The organism is Bifidobacterium choloepi, from assembly GCF_010667615.1.
GTDB classification, from domain to species: domain Bacteria; phylum Actinomycetota; class Actinomycetes; order Actinomycetales; family Bifidobacteriaceae; genus Bifidobacterium; species Bifidobacterium choloepi.
Genome location: NZ_VYSG01000002.1, coordinates 166,088 through 185,846 on the forward strand (window position 1 = coordinate 166,088; position 19,759 = coordinate 185,846).

At 67.7% G+C, this 19,759-nt stretch carries 13 protein-coding genes and 1 other RNA gene; 9 read left to right on the forward strand and 5 right to left on the reverse strand.

Features of this window, described 5'->3' with window-relative positions:
* Positions 1-3 precede the first annotated feature (3 nt).
* Positions 4-678 carry a regulatory protein RecX gene (locus F6S87_RS05880; protein ID WP_163227726.1) on the forward strand — a complete coding sequence of 225 codons (675 nt, stop codon included), beginning with the start codon at positions 4-6 and terminating at the stop codon, positions 676-678.
* A 149-nt stretch (positions 679-827) separates the two neighbouring features.
* Here F6S87_RS05880 and rnpB read toward each other — a convergent pair.
* Positions 828-1,212: RNase P RNA component class A (gene rnpB, locus F6S87_RS05885), an RNA gene on the reverse strand.
* Between the two features lie 191 nt (positions 1,213-1,403).
* Here rnpB and hpf point away from each other — a divergent pair.
* From hpf to trpD, 3 genes are all read left to right on the forward strand, one after another.
* Positions 1,404-2,087: a ribosome hibernation-promoting factor, HPF/YfiA family gene (hpf, locus tag F6S87_RS05890; RefSeq protein ID WP_163227727.1), complete on the forward strand. Its 684-nt coding sequence runs from the start codon at positions 1,404-1,406 to the stop codon at positions 2,085-2,087.
* 245 nt (positions 2,088-2,332) lie between these two features.
* Positions 2,333-5,281, forward strand: a complete 2,949-nt coding sequence (gene secA, locus F6S87_RS05895; protein WP_163227728.1) for a preprotein translocase subunit SecA — start codon at positions 2,333-2,335, stop codon at positions 5,279-5,281.
* A gap of 242 nt (positions 5,282-5,523) precedes the next feature.
* On the forward strand, positions 5,524-6,582 hold the full coding sequence (trpD, locus tag F6S87_RS05900; protein WP_163227729.1) for an anthranilate phosphoribosyltransferase: 1,059 nt from the start codon (positions 5,524-5,526) through the stop codon (positions 6,580-6,582).
* A gap of 74 nt (positions 6,583-6,656) precedes the next feature.
* Here the strand turns inward: trpD and F6S87_RS05905 are convergent, their stop codons facing one another.
* Positions 6,657-7,244, reverse strand: a complete 588-nt coding sequence (locus F6S87_RS05905) for a DUF4491 family protein (protein ID WP_163227730.1) — start codon at positions 7,242-7,244, stop codon at positions 6,657-6,659.
* Positions 7,245-7,292: 48 nt separating this feature from the next.
* Here F6S87_RS05905 and F6S87_RS05910 point away from each other — a divergent pair, with 48 nt between their 5' ends.
* The gene (locus F6S87_RS05910) at positions 7,293-8,036 is read left to right on the forward strand and encodes a lysophospholipid acyltransferase family protein (protein WP_163227731.1); all 744 of its coding nucleotides are present in this window, start codon (positions 7,293-7,295) and stop codon (positions 8,034-8,036) included.
* A 63-nt stretch (positions 8,037-8,099) separates the two neighbouring features.
* On the opposite strand, the gene F6S87_RS05915 is transcribed toward F6S87_RS05910, so the two are convergent.
* The gene (locus F6S87_RS05915) at positions 8,100-10,361 is read right to left on the reverse strand and encodes a Stk1 family PASTA domain-containing Ser/Thr kinase (RefSeq protein ID WP_163227732.1); all 2,262 of its coding nucleotides are present in this window, start codon (positions 10,359-10,361) and stop codon (positions 8,100-8,102) included.
* Positions 10,362-10,393: 32 nt separating this feature from the next.
* Positions 10,394-11,524, reverse strand: a complete 1,131-nt coding sequence (locus F6S87_RS05920; RefSeq protein ID WP_163227733.1) for a polyprenyl synthetase family protein — start codon at positions 11,522-11,524, stop codon at positions 10,394-10,396.
* A 164-nt stretch (positions 11,525-11,688) separates the two neighbouring features.
* On the opposite strand from F6S87_RS05920, the gene F6S87_RS05925 reads away from it, so the two are divergent.
* The 3 genes from F6S87_RS05925 (at position 11,689) to F6S87_RS05935 (ending at position 16,720) form a co-directional block, all read left to right on the forward strand.
* A complete protein-coding gene (locus F6S87_RS05925; protein ID WP_163227734.1) occupies positions 11,689-12,498 on the forward strand; it encodes a hypothetical protein in 810 nt (269 codons plus the stop codon).
* A 157-nt stretch (positions 12,499-12,655) separates the two neighbouring features.
* A complete protein-coding gene (locus F6S87_RS05930) occupies positions 12,656-14,143 on the forward strand; it encodes an RNA polymerase sigma factor (protein WP_163227735.1) in 1,488 nt (495 codons plus the stop codon).
* A gap of 126 nt (positions 14,144-14,269) precedes the next feature.
* Positions 14,270-16,720: a DNA gyrase/topoisomerase IV subunit B gene (locus F6S87_RS05935; protein ID WP_163227736.1), complete on the forward strand. Its 2,451-nt coding sequence runs from the start codon at positions 14,270-14,272 to the stop codon at positions 16,718-16,720.
* Between the two features lie 60 nt (positions 16,721-16,780).
* Here the strand turns inward: F6S87_RS05935 and F6S87_RS05940 are convergent, their stop codons facing one another.
* A complete protein-coding gene (locus F6S87_RS05940; RefSeq protein WP_163227737.1) occupies positions 16,781-17,953 on the reverse strand; it encodes a glycosyltransferase family 4 protein in 1,173 nt (390 codons plus the stop codon).
* A 277-nt stretch (positions 17,954-18,230) separates the two neighbouring features.
* On the opposite strand from F6S87_RS05940, the gene F6S87_RS05945 reads away from it, so the two are divergent.
* Complete coding sequence (locus F6S87_RS05945) at positions 18,231-19,745, forward strand: MFS transporter (protein WP_163227738.1); 1,515 nt, start codon at positions 18,231-18,233, stop codon at positions 19,743-19,745.
* Positions 19,746-19,759: the final 14 nt, after the last annotated feature.

Here is a 19,759-nt window from a genome sequence, read left to right on the forward strand (position 1 = left end):
CCGATGATCTCCGCCGAGGACTTTCTCGCCGGTCACCGTCCCGTCATCGTCGACGACGGCGAGACGAAGGACGTGGGGACGGAGGACGTGAAGACAAGGGATGGAGAGGCGACGGCCGGAGAGGCGACGGCCGGGGAGAAGGGCCGGCCCCGCGCCCGCGGGGCGACGCCGAGGCGGGGGTCGTTCCGCTGCGCGCAGGCCGCGCACCCCGACGACGCCGACGAATGCCGCGAGGCGGCGCTGCGCCTGCTCGACGCGGCGGCCCGCTCGACGGGCACGCTGCGCGACAAGCTCGCCGAACGCGGCTACGAGCCGGCGACGATCGACGCGACGATCGACCGGCTGCTCGAACTGCACCTGCTCGACGACCGCCTCTACGCCGAGTCGGTGACGCGCGTGTGTGCCAACCGGATGATGGGGCGGCGCGGCACCGAGTTCGAGCTGCGCCGCAGGGGCGTCGACCGCGCGACAGCGCAACGGGTGGTGCGCGAGGCCGAGGAACAGGGCGTCTTCGTCGACGCCGCCTGGCAACTTGGCCGCGCCGTCGCGAAGAAGACGGCAGGCCTCGACCCCGGCGTGCGGCGCCGGCGCTTCTGGGCCGCCGGCGGACGCAAGGGCCACGACGGCGCCGACCTTGCCGATGTCGCCGCCACGCTGTTCTCCGGCCGTGACGACTAGGACCTGTCCTTCGTGCCGGTGTCGCCGTCCTGGAATCCGCTTTGCGGGACGGCGACACCGAAATGTAGCTGCCGGTCCCGAATCCCGCGCTGGACGTCACCGCATTGGACGTCATGGACACGTCTTGGGGGAGAAGCACAAAGAAAGAAAAAATGAGACCCCTCATACCCCGGGTTTTGTCATGCCGGCGAACCGGCACGGATGGCCATCCATCTCGACCTGACATTGCTGCCAGGCTCTAGCGGCCTACCCGAAGGCAATGGACGAGCAGCCCATGTGCGCCTTCTGCTTGGCCTTGCTCCCGATGAGGCTTGCCATGCGACCGACTGTTACCAGCGGCCCGGTGGTCTCTTGCACCGCCGTTTCACCCTTGCTCCGCTCCCGAAGGAGCGGGGCGGTCTGTTCTCTGCTGCGCTATCTCTCAGGTCGCCCTGGGCGGACGTTATCCGCCATCGTGCTCTGCGGAGCCCGGAAGTTCCTCAGCCTCGTCTTCCTGGAACCAGGGGACGAGGCCGCGGCCATCGAGGGGTCTCAAAGTGCCAACTATAGCAAACGGATGACCGCAAAACGCCCATGAAACTGCCGTTTTCGCAATTGCTGGGAATGGCGGTCTTTTTGTGGGCGATTGCGCTATCGTCGGTTACAATGTTAGATATTCGGTTGGGGGTAACCCCATCCGATCCGTATATAGCGGGTAGTACCCGCTTGAGTCTAGGGAGGTCCACATGGAAATCGTCATCACCGGGCGCCACACTCAAATCAAGCAGAGGTTCCGTGACGTCGTCGAAAGCAAGATGAATCGTGTGACCGCTATCGCCCCCGACACGCAGCGCATCCAGATCGTGGTGTCGCACGAGGGCAACCCGCGCATGGCCGACACGGCCCAGCGCGTGGAAATCACCGTGATCGCAGGCAGCACCGTCGTGCGCGCCGAAGCGTCCAGCGCCGACATGTACACGGCCCTGGACCTGGCGCTCGACAAGCTGACGCTGCGTCTGCGCCGCGCCCGCGACCGTCGCAAGGACCATCGCAAGGGCTACGCGCCGGCCACCACTCCGTTCGACGAGGGCAAGGTCGTCCCGCCGGCCGAGGAGGAAGCCGACATCAACGACGAGCCGATGGACAGCCCGCAGGCCGCCGTCGCTTCGGAACTCGCCCCGGGCGAGTCGGTCGAGGTCCAGGTTGGGGACACCCCGATCGTCATCCGTCGCAAGCTGCACGTCGCCGAGCCGATGAGCATCGACGAGGCGCTGTACGAGATGGAGCTGATCGGCCACGACTTCTTCCTGTTCGTCAACAAGGAGACGAACCGTCCGTCGGTCGTCTACCACCGTCACGGCTGGAGCTACGGCGTCTTCGAGATCGACACTCCGGAGAACGTCAAGAAGCTCGAGGAGGAGAAGGCCTGAGGTCCTGGCATTCCGTCGTGAACCGACAGCGCGGTCGTGAATCGACATTCCGGCCGTGAAAGGTCGTTCGGGAGTCCGGCATGTTGCCGGACTCCCGTTTGTTTTGCCGGTGTTGTAATGATTCTTCCAAAATTTACGTAAAATGGACGAATTCTCAGGCTGGATCGTCGCCGAGGCGCTATGCTCTGCACTGTTGAGACTTTTTCCAACAGACCGATGACGCACATGACACTAAGGGAGTGACAGTGGTAGATATCGTGGACAAGGCCCTGCGCATGGGCGAGGGCCGCCAGATCAAGAAGCTCGAGGACGTGGCCAAGGCCGTCAACGCGCTCGAGGACGAGATCTCCGCGCTGAGCGACGAGGACCTCAAGGGCCAGACCGCCAAGTTCAAGCAGAAGCTCGACAACGGCGCCTCGCTCGACGACATCATGGCCGAGGCGTTCGCCACGGTGCGCGAGGTCTCGAAGCGCACGCTGGGCCAGCGCCACTTCGACGTCCAGCTCATGGGCGGCGCCGCGCTGCACTGGGGCAACATCGCCGAAATGAAGACCGGTGAGGGCAAGACGCTGGTCGCCACGCTGCCGAGCTACCTCAACGCGCTGACCGGCAAGGGCGTCCACGTCATCACCGTCAACGACTACCTCGCCAGCTACCAGAGCGAGCTGATGGGCCGCATCTACCGCTTCCTCGGCATGAACGTCGGCTGCATCATCACGAACCAGAAGCCGGCCGAGCGCCGCAAGCAGTACAACGCCGACATCACGTACGGCACGAACAACGAGTTCGGCTTCGACTACCTGCGCGACAACATGGCGTGGGAGAAGGGCGAGCTTGTCCAGCGCGGCCACAACTTCGCCATCGTCGACGAGGTCGACTCCATCCTCATCGACGAGGCCCGCACGCCGCTGATCATCTCCGGTCCGGCCGAGGGCGACGTGACGCGCTGGTACCGCCAGTTCGCGCGCCTCGTCACCAAGCTCACCCGCGACGACGACTACGAGGTCGACGAGAAGAAGAAGGTCGTCGGCATCCTCGATCCGGGCATCACGAAGGTCGAGGACTACCTCGGCATCGACAACCTCTACGAGCCGACGAACACGGCGCTGATCGGCTACCTCAACAACGCCATCAAGGCCAAGGAACTGTTCCTGCGCGACCGCGACTACGTCGTCACGAACGGCGAGGTCCTCATCGTCGACGAGCACACCGGCCGAATCCTGCCGGGCCGCCGCTACAACGAGGGCCTGCACCAGGCCATCGAGGCGAAGGAGAACGTCGAGGTCAAGGCCGAGAACCAGACGTTCGCGACGATCACGCTGCAGAACTACTTCCGCATGTACGACAAGCTCGCCGGCATGACCGGCACGGCCGAGACCGAGGCCGCCGAGTTCATGGGCACCTACAAGCTCGGCGTGCTGCCGATTCCGACGAACAAGCCGATGATCCGCCAGGACAAGGACGACCTGATCTACCGCACGAAGAAGGAAAAGCTCGCGGCGATCGTCAAGGACGTCGCCGAGCGCCACAAGAAGGGCCAGCCGGTCCTGCTCGGCACCGCGTCGGTCGAATCGTCCGAAGTCGTCTCGTCGCTGCTCGACGTCGTCGGCATCGAGCACAAGGTCCTCAACGCCAAGCAGCACGAGCAGGAAGCCGCCGTCGTCGCCGTCGCCGGACGCAAGGGCGCCGTCACCGTCGCGACGAACATGGCCGGCCGAGGCACCGACATCATGCTCGGCGGCAACGTCGAGTTCCTCGCCGACGCCAAGCTCAAGCGCGAGGGCTACTCGCCGGAAGACACGCCGGAAGAATACGAGAAGCTGTGGCCGGCGACGCTCGCCGAGATCAAGGAGCAGGTCAAGGACGAGCACGAGGAAGTCGTCAAGCTCGGCGGCCTGTACGTGCTCGGCACCGAACGCCACGAATCGCGCCGCATCGACAACCAGCTGCGCGGCCGTTCCGGACGCCAGGGCGACCCGGGCGAATCCCGCTTCTACCTGAGCCTCGAGGATGACCTGATGCGCCTGTTCAACACGCAGCTCGTCGCCCGCGTCATGGCCAAGGGCATGCCGGAGGGCGAGCCGATCGAGTCGAAGAGCGTCTCGAAGGGCGTGCGCACCGCGCAGAAGTCCGTCGAGTCCCGCAACTTCGAGATCCGCAAGAACGTCCTCAAGTACGACGACGTCATGAACAAGCAGCGCACCGTCATCTACGCCGAGCGCCAGGCCGTCCTGAAGGGCGAGGACATCCACGACGACGTCGAGAAGTTCATCGACGACACGCTCGTCAGCTACATCCACGGCGCCAACAACGGCTCCGACCGTCCGAAGGACTGGGACTGGGACGGCCTGTTCAAGGCCGTGCGCGGCCTGTACCCGATGGCGATCGAGGAAGACGACGTCAAGCTGGCGACGAAGGGCCTCAAGGGCGACAAGGCGATGGACGCCGTCCGCCGCGTGCTCGTCGAGGACGCGCAGGACCAGTACGCCTCCGCCTTCGAGATGCTCTCCGACGAGGACCTGCGCACGCTCGAGCGCCGCGTGGTGCTCGCCGTGCTCGACCGCAAGTGGCGCGAGCACCTCTACGAGATGGACTACCTCAAGGACGGCATCGGCCTGCGTGGCATGGGCCAGCGCGACCCGCTCGTCGAGTACCAGCGCGAGGGCTACCAGATGTACAACTCGATGATCGAGGCCATCAAGGAGGAGACCGTCCAGCTGCTGTTCAACATCGACGTGACGACCGTCGCCCATACCGAGGATCCGAACGCCCCGGCCACCGACGCCGCCATCGAGCAGGACATCGCCGCCGTCGACAGCGCCGAGGTCAGGATGGGCGACGACATCGGCGAGGAAGACACGATCAGGAACGTGCCGACCCGCCTGCACGAGCCGGTCGAGCCCGCCCGCCACGACGAGACGGCCGACGAGGTCGCCACCGCCGAGAACGAGGCCGCCGTCAAGGCCGCCGAGAAGAACTACGAGCGCGTCCCGAAGTCCGGCCTCATGGGCCCCAAGCCCCTGACGCACGCCGAAGGCAAGGTGCCGGCGTTCAAGCGCCCGAAGTCCGAGGAGCTCAAGACGCCGTGGGCCGACGGCCGCACGTTCGAGGGCACGCCGAAGAACGCGCAGTGCCCGTGCGGTTCCGGCCGCAAGTACAAGCTGTGCCACGGCCAGAACGAACAGAAGGCCTGATCGCCGTCCAGCGCGGCGATTGACGCGGGTTGTTTATTCGACAGGGGGCCGGCTTTTGCGATAGGCAAAAGCCGGCCCCCTGTCGTCATGTGGACGCCGGGGCGCGCAACCATGCCGCGTCGCTACAATGATGCAGTAATCGTGCCCGGAACTCCGACGGCGGACAGCGCGGCGAGGCGACGGCGGCACGGGAACACTATTCATCGGCCAGCACTGGGCAACAACAGTGAAGGAGGGAACAAATGGCTGAAATCATGTGGAAGTCGATTCTCACCAAGCTCGTCAACGGGCACCATCTCGATATGGACGAAGCGCAGTGGTTCGTCGACGACCTGATGAAAGGCAACGCCAATCCCGTCACTGTCGGCGCCGTGCTGGCCACCGAGCAGCAGCTCGGTCTGACGGCGCAGGAAATCGCCGGCGCGGCGAAGGCGATGGTCGCCCACGCCGTGCCGCTGCACGTCGACGGCGAGACGACCGACATCGTCGGCACCGGCGGCGACGGTGCGCACACCGTCAACCTGTCGACGATGGGCGCCGTCGTCGCGGCCGCCGCCGGCGTGAAGATCGTCAAGCACGGCAACCGCGCCGCCTCGTCGAAGTGCGGCGCCGCCGACGTCCTCGAGGAACTCGGACTGCCGCTCGACCTGAAGCCCGAGGCCGTCGCCGCCATCGCCGACGAGGTCGGCATCACGTTCGCGTACGCGAAGACGTTCCACCCGGCCATGCGCTTCGTCGGACCGGTCCGCGCGGCGCTCGGCATTCCGTGCGTCTTCAACGTGCTGGGCCCGCTGACGAATCCGGCCCATCCGGCCCATGTCGCGATCGGCTGCGCCGACCGGCGGCTGAGCCCGCTGATGGCCGAGGTCTACGCGTCGCGCGGCCAGACCGGCATGGTCTACACGTCGAGGGAAGGCCTCGACGAGATGGCGCCGACCGGTCCGATCACCGTCTGGGAATTCCGTCACGGCAGGGAAATCGTCGAGCAGGAGTTCGACCCGATCACCGAGCTCGACCTCGATCCGGTCACCGTCGACGACCTGCGCGGAGGCGAGCCGTCCGTCAACGCCAGGGCGATGCTCGACTTCCTCGACGGCGAGGACGTGCCGTTCCGCACGACCGCCATCCTGAACGCCGCGTCGGCGATCGTCGCCGACGGCCGCCACGTCGACGGCGGAGCCATGCTCGCCGAGCGCTTCCGCGACGCCTACCTGCAGGCCCAGGAGGCCGTCGACTCCGGCCGCGCCCGCGCGCTGCTCGACCGCTGGATCGGGGCGGCGAAGGCAATGGACGGCGAGTGAGCCGGTCAATACGCCAATAAGCCAATAAAAAAATCCCTCCTCCAGGGAGGGATTTTTTATTGACGCTCCTGCACTCACACTCTCGCGCCGTCGTCGTCCTCGTCGCGCTTCGTGTCGTCGTGGCCCCGGTGAGTGGCGAACAGGCCGCCGGCGCCGACGATCAGGCACAGGCCGAAGATCACGCCGAGCACCGAGGCGAGCGACGGCACCAGCGTCGAGGCGATGATGCCGAGGATGCCGGCGACGAACAGGATCCACAGCACCACGCGGCCGGGGGAGACGTGCCCGATCGACGGATTCGGCGGCGTGAAGTCCTCGCCGTAGCGGTCCATGACGTCGTCGGTGTCCAGCCAGCTCGTGCCGGCGTGGTCGCGCGGCCCCGGCTGCGTGAACCGGTTGCCGCCGACGAACGCGTTCTTCTTGAGATCCTCGACGTCGAGCAGGGCCTTCTTTTCCTCGCATTCGGCTTTCCGGTTGAATTTCCTCGCCGCCCGCGAGTTCTCGACGTCGTCGAGGTCGCCGGCGTGCTCGGCCATGAAATCGGCCCACGATTCTTCCGTATTGGCGCCGGCGGAAGCCACGTCGCTTCCCGCCTGCCGCTCGCCCTTGCGGAAATCCGCGCTGCGATCGTCGCCGTCGTTGCTATTCTTGTGGTCAGTCATAGTATTACTTTACATGCGGTGGACAGTCACCGGGAGGCAAAATCGAGCATGTTGTATTGGTTTTTCGTGAAGGGTCTGGGGCCGATCGCATGGAAGCGGATGGACCCGACCCCCGAGGGCCTCGAGAACATTCCGCGCGAGGGCGGCGGCATCATCGCCGCCAACCACCTCGCCGTCATCGACGATGCGCTGCTGCCGATGACGTGCCCGCGCATGATCCACTTCATGGGCAAGGCCGAATACTTCGAGGGCAAGGGCATCAAGGGCAAGATCAAGAAGTGGTTCTTCACGAGCGTCGGCGTCTTCCCGGTCGACCGCTCCGGCGGCTCGAAGTCGCTCGGCGCGCTCGAGCACGCCCGCGAGATCATCGAGGAAGGCCACCTGTTCGGCATCCACGTCGAGGGCACCCGCAGTCCCGACGGGCGCTTGTACAAGGGCCACACCGGCGCGGCGCGACTGGCGCTGGAAACCGGCTGTCCGATCATCCCGACGGCGATCATCGGCTCGCGCGAACTGCAGATGCCGGGCCAGGTCATCCCGAACAAGGGCCATTCCCGCGTCATCTACGGCAAGCCGATCGAGGTCGAGAAGGTGCCGTCGGAAGCCGTCACGCACGACATGCTGCGCGAGCTGACCGACCGCGTCGTTCGCGAGATCCAGAAGCTGTCCGGCCAGGAATACGTCGACGAGTACGCGCAGGTCGTCAAGGCGCAGATCAAGGCCGAGAAGGAAGCCCGCGAGGCCGCGCAGACCGCGAGGACCGAGGAAGGCAACGAGTTCGCGAACGAGTGAGCGCCAATACGGTCCGGCATGAAAAAGGATCCCCGCCGCGGCGTGGATCCTTTTTCATGCCGGTCAGACGATCGTCAGCGTGACGACGGTGGGGTTGCCGTCGGCGTCGCGGACGCGGACGGACTCGCCGGCCGACGGGCTCATCAGCCGCACCGTGTGCGTCAGGTCGCCGAGCGGCGCCGTCGTCTTGACCTGGAGACCGAGCGCCTCCAGCGTGCTCGTCGCCTCGTCGGTCGACATGCCGACGACGTTCGGCAGCGTCACCATCTGCGGGCCGAGCGAGACGACGGCGGAGACGGAGTCGCCCCAGTGCAGCGTCGTGCCGGCGGCGACCGACGTCGAGATGATCGTGCCGGCGGCGACGGTGTCGGAATACTCCTCGGTGTACGTCACGTTCAGCTTGGCGGCCGAGAACAGTTGCGCCGCGTCGTCCTTCGTCTTGCCGGCGACGTCCGGCATCGAGACCGGCATCGGTCCCTTCGACAGCGTCACGGTGACGGCGGCGTTGTAGTCCATCGTCGTGCCGGGGTCGGGCGTGATCGACAGCAATGCGCCCTCCGGCACCGTCGTCGAGTATTCGTCGTCGCCCGTGTCGTGGACGATGTTCGTGAAGCCGGCGTTCTGCAGCGCCTTGATCGGATCCTTGCCGTCCGCGGTCGAGGAATCCATGATGTCGGACGGAATCGTCGCCTGCTTGACGCCCTTCGAGACGACGACCTCGAGCGACTCGCCCAGCCGCTTGCTGATCTTCGCGCCGACGCTGCTCGGGTCGGTCGAGACGATGTCGCCGGCCGGCACCGTGTCGGAATACTCCTCGGTCACCGTGTAGGGAATGTCGGCGACCTTGAGCGTCTTCTCGTAGTCGTCCCACGAGATGCCGGTCACCTTGCAGTTCGATTCGCCCGAACATTTCAGCGCATCGGAGCCGGGCAGCGTCCAGTAGCTGCCGGGGCCGATGTAGTACCAGGCCGCGAATCCGCCGCCACCGGCCAGCGCGAGGACGAGGACGACGACGAGCGCGATGACCAGGCCGCGGTGGCTCTTCTTCGCCTTCGTCTCGTTGCCGGCGCCGACGTGCGTGCCCGGCAGCTGCTTGCCGCCGTGATGGTGCCGGCGACGGTGTTTCCTGTCGTCGGCGACCGGCATCGCCGTCGTCTTCGGCACGTCGTCGTCGCCGTGCCGTTCGAGCGCGAGCGTGCCGTCGTCGTCGCGCAGGATCTCCGTCGGCGCGCCGTCGACGGCATCGCCGTCGTCCGCCGTCGCCGGAGCGCCGGACGATCCGTCCGCCGCGGCGGCGTCCGGATCCGGTGCCGTGGCCGCCTTGGCAGCCGTGCTGTCGTGCCACATCTCGTTGACCTCGGCGCTCGTGGCGTCCGATGTCGCGAACTTCGCGGACAGGCCGGACGCGCCGACATCGAGCAGCGTGTCCAGCTGCGGGGCGGCGGGATCGTACCGGTAGTCGAGCGCCTTCTGCGACAGCTGCGGAATCAGCGCCTGCAGCCGCGCGAGCGCCTCGCCGGCGTCGGCCGGGCGCCTGCCGACTTCCCTGGCCGTCAGGTACGAGACGAAGTCGGCGACCTTCGGGTCGATGCCGCGGCAGACCGTCGCGATGCTCGGCACGTTCTCGTTGACGTGCTTGAAGACGAGCGTGACCGGATTGTCCGACTGGAACGGCACGGCGCCGGCGAGCATTTCCCACGCCATGATGCCGACCGAATAGCAGTCGCCCTGCGGCGTGGCCAGGTTCCGCTCGATCATTTCCGGCGCCAGGTAGGCGGCCGTGCCGAGCAGCATGCCGGTCGTCGACAGCGTGGCCTGCGAGACGGCCTTGGCGAGGCCGAAGTCGGTGATCTGCACGCGGCCACGCTTGTTGAGCAGGATGTTCTCCGGCTTGATGTCGCGGTGGACGACGCCGGCGCGGTGGGCGGCGGCGAGGCCGTCGAGCGTCTCGCCGATGACGCGCAGCGTCTCGCGCACCGTGAATGTCGTGTGCGCCGTCATTTCCTGGCGCAGGTTCTGGCCCTCGACGTACTCCATGACAAGGTAGTCGAGGTTGTGCGTCTCGCCGGAATCGTAGACCTGCACGATATGCGGGTTGGCGATCGCGGCGGCCGACTTGGCCTCGCGGCGGAACCGCTCGACGAACTGCGCGCGGTGCGGCCCCTGGGCCAGCTGGACGTGCATGACCTTGATCGCGACGTCGCGGCCGAGCCGCCCGTCGGTGGCCTGGTAGACGGTCGCCATGCCGCCGTCGGCGATCTTGCGGACAATGCGGTAGCGGCCGTCGATCACGGCGCCGACGGAAAGATGTGCGTCGTCATTCATCTCGGGCGGCTGTCCTTCTTCCATGGAGAGGTTCATTCGTTGACCAGGTCGGCGGGGAGGAACCGCGCGCACATCGACTTCAGGCGCGCGGCCGCCCCGCGATCGAGTTCCATAGTATCCATCGCCCGGCACGATTCGCGCCACAGGTCCCGGATCCGTTCCTCGCTGCGTCCGATCGCTCCGGTCGCGCGGAACGTCGCGATCGCGAACTCGACGTCGTCGTCGGTGCGCCGGACGGCCGTGAAAATCTCCTTCAAACGTTCACCGTCCGCGGTTCCCCGGCCGGGGCCGCCGAGCGCGGCCAGCGCGTCGGCGAGCAGCACGTTGCGCTTGCCCTCGCGGATGTCGCCGCCGACGGGCTTGCCGGTGACGCCCGGCGAGCCGGCGACGTCGAGCAGGTCGTCGGCGAGCTGGAACGCGACGCCGAGCGGCCGGCCGACGGCGACGGCGTGCCGGTGGGCGTCCGCCGGCGCCATGCCGGCGGCGAGGAAGCCCAGCTCGAGCGGCGCGACGGTCGTGTAGCTCGCCGTCTTCCATCGGAACACGTCGAGCGACGCGGCGGCCAGCGCCGCCGGGTCGTCGAGGGCCATCGTCTCGATCGACAGGTCGAGGATCTGGCCGACCTCGACTTCGCGCTGCATGCGCAGGAACACGTCGAGCAGTCGGCCCGAGTGCGGCAGCGACGTCGCCGCCGCGTTGACGATGCCGATGCACGCCGTGGCCAGTAGGTCGCCGAGCATGATGCCGAGGCCCTCGCCGACGGCGTCGTCGCCGGCCATTGCCGACAGCGCGCGGTGGGCCGACGGCTTGCCACGGCGCAGGTCCGAGTCGTCGATGATGTCGTCGTGGACGAGCGCGGCCGTCTGGAACACCTCGATGGCGCAGGCGACGTCGAGCACGGCGTCGCGGGCGGGGGAGGGCGAGGCGTCGCCAGCCGCGACGGCGTCGTGGGCGGCGAGCGTCAGCAGCGCCCGCAGCCGCTTGCCGCCCTCGCTGCTCGTCAGCGCCTGCGCGGCGACGGCGTCCATCGTCGGCCGCAGCGCACCGCACAGGCCAGTGGCGGACGAATCGTCGTCGACATCGACGATTCCGGCGCCGGCATGCCTGGCGACAAGGCTGGAAATTCGCGGTTCTATCTGCTCGAGATCGGCGCTCACACTCATAGTGCCATTCACCCACAGTGTTGCGACAAGCCGCCGGCCGGGCTGTGGAAACTGGGGCGTTCGCCCACAGGTGTCCGGCCCGCTGGATCTGGCGGCGACGATGGCCGACAGTGGAAGCGGACGGTCGACGGCGACCGTCCGCGATCACGGCGAAAGGAGACGGCATGACGGAGGCGACGGAACGGGAACGCGGCGGCGACGGAACGGCGACGGCGCCGACGTGCGACCGCATCGCGGCGGAATTCCGGCAGATACGGCTCGAACGCGGCTACGCCCAGGCCGTGCGGTCGGTGTTCGCCGAGCCGCTCGACCACTGGCTCGCGGCGATCGGCGACAACACGGACGGCGGACCGGCGGCCACGACGATGACGACGGCGACGATGCGCCGGCTCGCCACGGCGATGAAGCTCGCGTTGCCGATCCGGGACGCAATCGTCGTCTCGATGGTCGCCGACCCGGCGATGTGGAACCGCGACCTGCTGCTCGACGTCGCGGCCCATCCGCGCGGCTGCGCGCAGGTCAACACGATGCGCGAGCTGCTCGCCGACGCGTTCGCCGCCACCGACGTCGCCGGCCGCATGCCGCGCTGCGACCGCGGCGTCAGGCTGCTCGACCGCATTGCCGACACCGTCATGCGTCCCTACGTCGACGAGCCGTACGCCGTCGCCGCCTACGTCGCCTGGTGGCGCGGCGAGGCGGAGGCGTGGCGCTATGTGTGGCGATCGCTCGTCGCCAACCGCGGCAACACGCTCGCGCCGATCGTCATGCAGGCGCTGATCTGCGGCGTCTATCCGAAGAACGCCGAACACGCCGACCACGGCGACCCGGGCGCGCACCACTGCAGGATCCTCCGGCGCGATCCGAACCCCGGCGAACACGAGAGCGTGGCCGTCAGCGTGCTGGACACCGGCCTCGAGATATGCATGGTCGGCGATCCCCGGGCGGCGATGGGCGTGCCCGGCGGCCGCGGATGACCGGACGGCCAGATCGTGCCGTGAAAAAATTGCGGCGACACGCTTGACAATTCCGGAATAATCGTCCCCGGAGCGTGGTTTACTCGCATAGTTGACGAACTTGCACTTGCGGGAAGTGCGCCCAAAAGTTCGTCTGGCGAAATCTTAGGAGGAAAGTTTGGTCGCGAAGGAAACGACGGCAGCCAGGAAGAAGTCCGGCAAGACGGTCTCCGGGGACGGCGTCGACGTGACCGCGGACACCGCGCAGGCCGCAGAGACGGCAGCCGCGGCGACGGCGGACGCGGATTCGACGGCGAAGAAGGCCCCCGCCAGGCGCGGACGCAAGTCCGCGAAGAAGGCGGCCGGCGACGGCGCCGACGCCGCCGAGACGAAGAAGAAGCCGCGCAAGACCCGCGCGAAGAAGGCTTCCCCGAAGGCCAAGGCCGACGCGAAGTCCGAGGACGACGAGGCGATGCTCGACGACGAGGAGATCGACGAGAACGACCTCGACCTCGACGGCGACCTTGACGAGTCGTCGTCGGAGCACGACGACGATGACGATCTCGGCATCGACCGCGAAAGCGAACCGGAAGAGGACGACGACGAGGACGACGACGAGCCGGTCGCCGAGGAACCGAAGGCCAAGGGCGCCTTCGTCGTCTCCGACGACGACGATGACGACGTGCCGCCGGCCTCGCGCCGCCGTCGCAGCAGCGGCACGAATCCGCGCCGCCGCGTCGTGACGACCGGCGCCACCGCCGATCCGGTCAAGGACTACCTCAAGCAGATCGGTCGCGTCTCGCTGCTGAACGCCGAGCAGGAAGTCGACCTGTCCGAGCGCATCGAGGCCGGCCTGTACGCGCAGCACCTGCTGGACACCGAGGGCGACAACCTCGACTTCAAGCGCCGCCGCGAGCTCAAGTGGGCCGCCGCCGACGGCAAGAAGGCGAAGGACCACCTGCTCGAGGCGAACCTGCGACTCGTCGTCTCGCTGGCCAAGCGCTACACCGGTCGCGGCATGCTGTTCCTCGACCTCATCCAGGAAGGCAACCTGGGCCTCATCCGCGCCGTCGAGAAGTTCGACTGGAAGAAGGGCTTCAAGTTCTCCACCTACGCGACGTGGTGGATTCGCCAGGCCATCACCCGCGCCATGGCCGACCAGGCCCGCACCATCCGCGTGCCCGTGCACATGGTCGAGGTCATCAACAAGCTGTCCCGCGTGCAGCGCCAGATGCTGCAGGACCTGGGCCGCGAGCCCACGCCCGACGAGCTGGCGCGCGAACTCGACATGCCGGTCGAGAAGGTGCAGGAAGTGCAGAAGTACGGCCGCGAACCGATCTCGCTGCACACGCCGCTCGGCGAGGACGGCGACTCGGAGTTCGGCGACCTCATCGAAGACACCGACGCGATCGCTCCGTCCGACGCCGTCGCCTTCTCGCTGCTGCAGGAGCAGTTCAAGCAGGTGCTCGAGACGCTGTCGCCGCGCGAGGCCGGCGTCATCAAGATGCGCTACGGCCTCGAGGACGGCCAGCCGAAGACGCTCGACGACATCGGCCGCGTCTACGGCGTCACGCGCGAACGCATTCGCCAGATCGAGTCGAAGACGATGTCGAAGCTGCGTCACCCGTCGAGGTCGCAGACGCTGCGCGACTTCCTCGACCAGTGACGGGGCCCGCGCGACAGGCTGCAGGAGCGGCAAAACGGTTCCCGTTTTGCCGCTCTTTTCGTTGTGTTATACTTGGATGTCGAACAATTGTTCGAATCGTTTCAACTTCGTCGACAGAGAGGGAAGATGGTCACTAGGAGAAAGTCCGGCCAGGACGGGGATGAGCGGGACGCCTACGGGGCGAAGAACCTGACCGTCCTCGAGGGGCTGGATGCCGTGCGCAAGAGGCCGGGCATGTACATCGGCACGACCGATAGCCAGGGCCTGATGCACTGCCTATGGGAAATCATCGACAACTCGGTCGACGAGGCGCTTGCCGGCGTCTGCGACCACATCGTCGTGACGCTGCACACCGACGGGTCCATCGAAGTGGCCGACAACGGCCGCGGCATTCCGGTCGACATCGAGCCGAAGACGAAGATGACCGGCGTCGAGGTCGTGCTGACGAAACTGCACGCCGGCGCCAAGTTCGGCAACTCCGCCTACAATTCCGCCGGCGGCCTGCACGGCGTCGGCTCCTCCGTCGTCAACGCGCTGAGCTCGCGACTCGACGTCGAGGTCGACCGCGACGGCAAGACGCACCACATGGCGTTCCACCAGGGTCACGCCGGCGTCTACGCCGACGCCGACCCGGCCCATCCGTCGCCGGACTCGCCGTTCAAGAAGACGCGCAAGAACAAGCCGACCGAACTCGAGATCATCGGCACCGTGCCGCGACGGAAGACCGGCACGCGCATCCGCTACTGGGCCGACCCCGAAATCTTCAACGAGACCGCCGAGTTCAACTACGAACAGCTCATCGAACGCGTGCGCCAGACATCGTTCCTCGTGCCGGGACTCAAGATCACCGTCGTCGACGAGAACATTCCGGAAACCGGCGACGCCGCCGTCGACGAGCTCATCGAGAGCGACGTCGAGACGGCGCGGGCCGACGCCGTCGAGGACGGGGACACGGTGGCGGCCGGGGACGAGGCAAGCGCGGAGGAATCGTCGCTCGCCGACGCCGAGACGATCGACCTGCTGGCCGAAGCGGCGGCCGCCGATGCCGGAGACGGCGGAGATGGCGGGGAGTCCGCCGGGACCCCGGAAGCCGACGCCGAACTGGCCGGGGCCGACGGCAACCTCGCCGGGGCCGAACGCGCCGCCGACCTCGTCGTGGCGGACACGGCGTCGGCCGCGAAGCCGGCGCACCGCCGCGTCGAGGAATTCTGCCACACCGGCGGCGTCGTCGACTTCGTCGACTTCCTGTCCCACGGCGAACCGGTCTCGACCGTCTGGCGCGTGCAGGGCACCGGCACCTACCAGGAGGAAACGCAGGCCGTCGACGACAACGGCGACCTGCACGCCGAGAAGGTGACGCGCGACTGCACCGTCGACATCGCGATGCGCTGGGTCGACGGCTACGACACGACGATCCGCAGCTTCGTCAACGTCGTCGAGACGCCGGGCGGCGGCACGCACGTCGACGGCTTCCTCCAGTCGCTGACCAGGCAGGTGCGCAAGGCCGTCGAGGACAACGCCCGCAAGCTCAAGGTCAACCTCAAGGACGCCAAGAACAAGGTCGACCGCGACGACATCCTGACCGGCTTCGTCGCCGTCGTCACCGTCCGCATCGCCGAACCGCAGTTCGAGGGCCAGACCAAGGGCGTCCTCGGCACGGCGCCGGTGCGCGGCGTGGTCTCCAGGCTCACCGACAAGCAGTTCTCCGAGATGATCACCGGCTCGAAGCGCGGCTACAAGGACCAGTCCGGCCGCGTGCTCGAGAAGATCGTCGGCGAAATGCACGCCCGCATCCAGGCCCGCAAGACCAAGGAAGTCACGCGCCGCAAGAACGCGCTCGAATCGGCCTCCATGCCGCCGAAGCTGTCCGACTGCCAGCCCGGCAACGACGACATCGCCGAACTGTTCATCGTCGAGGGCGACTCGGCCCTCGGCACCGCGAAGGCGGCCCGCAACTCGAGCTTCCAGGCGCTGCTGCCGATCCGCGGCAAGATCCTCAACGTGCAGAAGGCGTCGCTCGCGCAGATGCTGTCGAACAAGGAATGCGCGGCGATCATCCAGGTCGTCGGCGCCGGCTCCGGCGCGACGTTCGACATCTCGCAGCGCCGCTACGACAAGGTCATCATGATGACCGATGCCGACGTCGACGGCGCCCACATCCGCACGCTGCTGCTCACGCTGTTCTACCGCTACATGCGCCCGCTCATCGAGGAAGGCCACGTCTACGCCGCCGTGCCGCCGCTGCACCGCATCGCGCTGACCGGCCCGCGCAAGGGACAATACATCTACACGTATTCCGACGACGAACTCGCCGACAGGCTGGCCGGACTCGACGCCGACGGCATCGGCTACGACGCCGACATCCAGCGCTACAAGGGCCTGGGCGAAATGGACGCCGACCAGCTGGCCGACACGACGATGGATCCGCGCACGCGCATGCTGCGCCGCATCACGATGATCGAGGCCGAACAGGCCAGCGGCATCTTCAGCCTGCTGATGGGCGACGAAGTCCCGCCCCGCCGCCAGTTCATCGTCGACAACGCCAACGACTTCGACCGCAGCAAGATCGACACCTGATCTTCCCGTTGATGTCGCGAACCCGGGCCGCAAGCCCGGGTTCGCGACATCAACGGCAAGCTATCCGCGCCGCTTCGCGATCGCCCTCGCGTAGACCCGCTCGACCTGGTCGGCGACGGTCTGGACGGTGTAGCGGCGCAGCAGGTCCTGCTGGCGGGCGTGGACGTCGGCGGCCCATTCCGGCGACGTGACGGCCGCGCGGATCTTCGTCGCCAGCGCCCGCGCATGGTCCTGCGGCGTGACGGGGAACAGCATCGCCTCGCTGTCGCGGAACGTCGAGCGGTAGCCGGGATTGTCGCCGGCCAGCGTGACGCCGGCGCCGGCCGCGATCGCCTCGAGCAGCACGATGCCGAAGCTCTCGCCGCCGGTCGCCGGGAACACGGCGACGTCGGCGCTCGCCAGCAGCGCCGGCTTGTCCTCCTCGTCGACGAAACCGAGGAACTCGACCGGCGTCCTCAGCGATGCCGCGCGGGCCCGGCACTCGTCCAGCAACGGGCCCTTGCCGGCGAACGTGACGTGCAGGCCGTCGGGGAACAGGCGCTCGCGCTCGCCGTACTCGATGGCGTCGAGCAGCAGCGACGCGCCCTTGCGCTCGACGAACCGGCCGAGGAAGACGACGTGAGGCGCACGGGCGGTGTCGCGGGCGGCCGCGGCCCGGTGCGCGGCCGGCGTGGAGAATCGTCCGACGTCGACCGGATTCGGAATGACCGAGCCGGTGACGCCGGCCGTCGCCGTCGCGTACTCGGCGGCGACGGCGGACACGGCGACGACCTCGTCGACGCGACGGTGCGTCGGCCGGTTGAGCAGGCCGAGCGCCATGCCGCCCAGCCGCGAGACCGGATCGGCCGACGCGATGTGGTACGTGGCGACGACGCCGGTCCACGGCGCCGCCATCGACAGCACCTCGCCGCTCATGAACGGCGAATACGGGGCCTGCACGTGCAGGATGTCGAAATCGTTGGCCGCGAGGACGTCGCGGATGCCGGCGCGGCTGGCCGGCAACGGAATGCGCATGCGGTTGCCGTTGAACCTGACCTGCACGTTGCGGGCCATCGAATGCGTGTTCGGCATTGGCGAGTCGTGCGTTTCCCCGACGAGATAGTGCACGTCGTGACCGCGCCGCGCCAGCTCCGTGCCGAGCGTGACGATGTGCTGCTGGACGCCGTCGAGAACGTCGAGCGTGTCGTCGAACAGGAATCCGATGGTCAGTGGCCGGTCAAAGCAGGAAGTCATGAAGCCTCACTGTACGCCCGACGGTGGGAAAACCGCGGATCCCGGCCCGGCACCTTCGCCGTTTCCCGGCGCCGGGGTCGCCATGTGGCCCGTCGGCTTGACGGCGCCGACTCGACTGGTACAGTGATCGACCATGAGTTGTCAATGCTGGTTTGCATTCCGGATCTTCTGAATGCGCCCCGACGTGCCGTCGGTCCGCGTCCTGCGGGACGCGCCGCCGGCCCGTCGACCGTGCCCAATTCAGCCATCCGTCATTCCATTCAGAAAGCAAGCCGTCATGACTTCCATTCCGGAAGACGCCGAGACCGTCGAACCGGCCGGCACTCCCGTATCTTCAACTTCCCCGCATTCCTCCAATTCGACTGCCGCATCGTCCGCCGCGACAGTGACGACCGACGTGCCCTCTGCCCGGCCAGCCGGGCCGGCGACCCGGCCGTGGCGACGGCGCGTCGCCCTGCTGCTCGTCGGGCAGGCGCTTTCGCTCGCCGGCTCGTCGATCGTCCAGTACGCCGTGTCGTGGACGCTCGTCATGCGGACGGATTCCGGCGCCGTCGTCACCGCCACGATGCTCTGTTCCTGCCTGCCGCAGGCTGTCCTCTCGCTGTTCGGCGGCGTGTGGTCCGACCGCTGGCGCCGCAAGACGCTGATCATGCTGCCGGACGGCCTCATCGCCGCCGCCACCGTCGTGCTGGCGCTGCTGTTGCGCGCCGCCGGCGATGCCGGCAACGGCAACGCCGGCGGTCCGGCGGCGCTCGCCGCCATCCTCGTCATCCTCGCCATCCGTTCCGCCGGCGCCGGCGTGCAGACGCCGGCCGTCCAGTCGTTCATTCCCGACGTCGCGCCGGAGGACCGGCTGCTGCGCGTCAACTCGATCAACGGCACCATCCAGTCGGCCAACATGCTCGCCGCGCCGGCCATCGCCGCCGTCCTCGTCAACGTGCTGCCGCTGTGGACGATCCTGTTCGTCGACGTGGCGACGGCGGTGATCGGCATCGGATTCGTCGCGCTGATCAGGGTTCCGGACCGCCGGACCGCACACGATTCCCGCGGCGCCGGCTCCGTCGGCACCGTCTTCGCCGACCTCGCCGCCGGCGTGCGCTACATGTGGCATCACCGCGTCGTCCGCGCCGTCCTGCTGGGCTACTTCGCCGTCTGCCTGCTCAACACGGCGCCGATGAACCTGACGCTCGTCCTCGTCAACCGCGCCTTCGCCGGCCAGACCTTCCAGCTGGGAGGGTGGTTGTCGCTGACGACGTCGGCCGACAAGCTCGCCGCCGACGAACTGTGCTGGAGCGTCGGCATGGTACTGGGCGGCCTCGTGCTGTCGACGTTCGGCTCGCGCAACATGCCGGACACCGCCTCCGCGCCGCCGGACGGCGCGGGGGAGCGGCGGAAACGTCCAGCGCCGCGGCAGCTGCTCGTGCTCGCCGTCGTGATCGCGGCCATGGGCGTGCTGACGGCCGGTCTCGGGCTCGCCCCGACGCTGGGCGCCTACATGGCCGTCGATGGTCTCCTCGGCGTCGCCACGTCGTTCACGGCGCCGCCGACGTTCACGCTGCTCCAGCAACAGACGCCGGCCGACATGCAGGGCCGCGTCTTCGGGTTGCTGACGACGTTCTCGTCGTTCGGCACGCCGCTGGGACTGCTGGTCTTCGGACCGCTGGCGGACATCGTGCCGGTGCGGTCGGTCTTCGTCGCGGGCGGCCTGCTGACGATTCCGGCCGGCATGCTGATGCTGGCGGCCGGCGCACCGTCGCGACGCCGGGTCGCATTGCCGAAACGCCGGCCGTGACACGACAACGACCG

What these genes read in the sequence shown, in the direction of transcription:
- F6S87_RS05935 (WP_163227736.1), top strand. Translation starts at nt 14,270, where the DNA reads ATGGTCACTAGGAGAAAGTCCGGCCAGGACGGGGATGAGCGGGACGCC.
- F6S87_RS05915 (WP_163227732.1), bottom strand. Translation starts at nt 10,361, where the DNA reads ATGAATGACGACGCACATCTTTCCGTCGGCGCCGTGATCGACGGCCGC.
- trpD (WP_163227729.1), top strand. Translation starts at nt 5,524, where the DNA reads ATGGCTGAAATCATGTGGAAGTCGATTCTCACCAAGCTCGTCAACGGG.
- F6S87_RS05920 (WP_163227733.1), bottom strand. Translation starts at nt 11,524, where the DNA reads ATGAGTGTGAGCGCCGATCTCGAGCAGATAGAACCGCGAATTTCCAGC.
- F6S87_RS05880 (WP_163227726.1), top strand. Translation starts at nt 4, where the DNA reads ATGATCTCCGCCGAGGACTTTCTCGCCGGTCACCGTCCCGTCATCGTC.
- F6S87_RS05905 (WP_163227730.1), bottom strand. Translation starts at nt 7,244, where the DNA reads ATGACTGACCACAAGAATAGCAACGACGGCGACGATCGCAGCGCGGAT.
- F6S87_RS05940 (WP_163227737.1), bottom strand. Translation starts at nt 17,953, where the DNA reads ATGACTTCCTGCTTTGACCGGCCACTGACCATCGGATTCCTGTTCGAC.
- F6S87_RS05925 (WP_163227734.1), top strand. Translation starts at nt 11,689, where the DNA reads ATGACGGAGGCGACGGAACGGGAACGCGGCGGCGACGGAACGGCGACG.
- hpf (WP_163227727.1), top strand. Translation starts at nt 1,404, where the DNA reads ATGGAAATCGTCATCACCGGGCGCCACACTCAAATCAAGCAGAGGTTC.
- F6S87_RS05910 (WP_163227731.1), top strand. Translation starts at nt 7,293, where the DNA reads ATGTTGTATTGGTTTTTCGTGAAGGGTCTGGGGCCGATCGCATGGAAG.
- F6S87_RS05945 (WP_163227738.1), top strand. Translation starts at nt 18,231, where the DNA reads ATGACTTCCATTCCGGAAGACGCCGAGACCGTCGAACCGGCCGGCACT.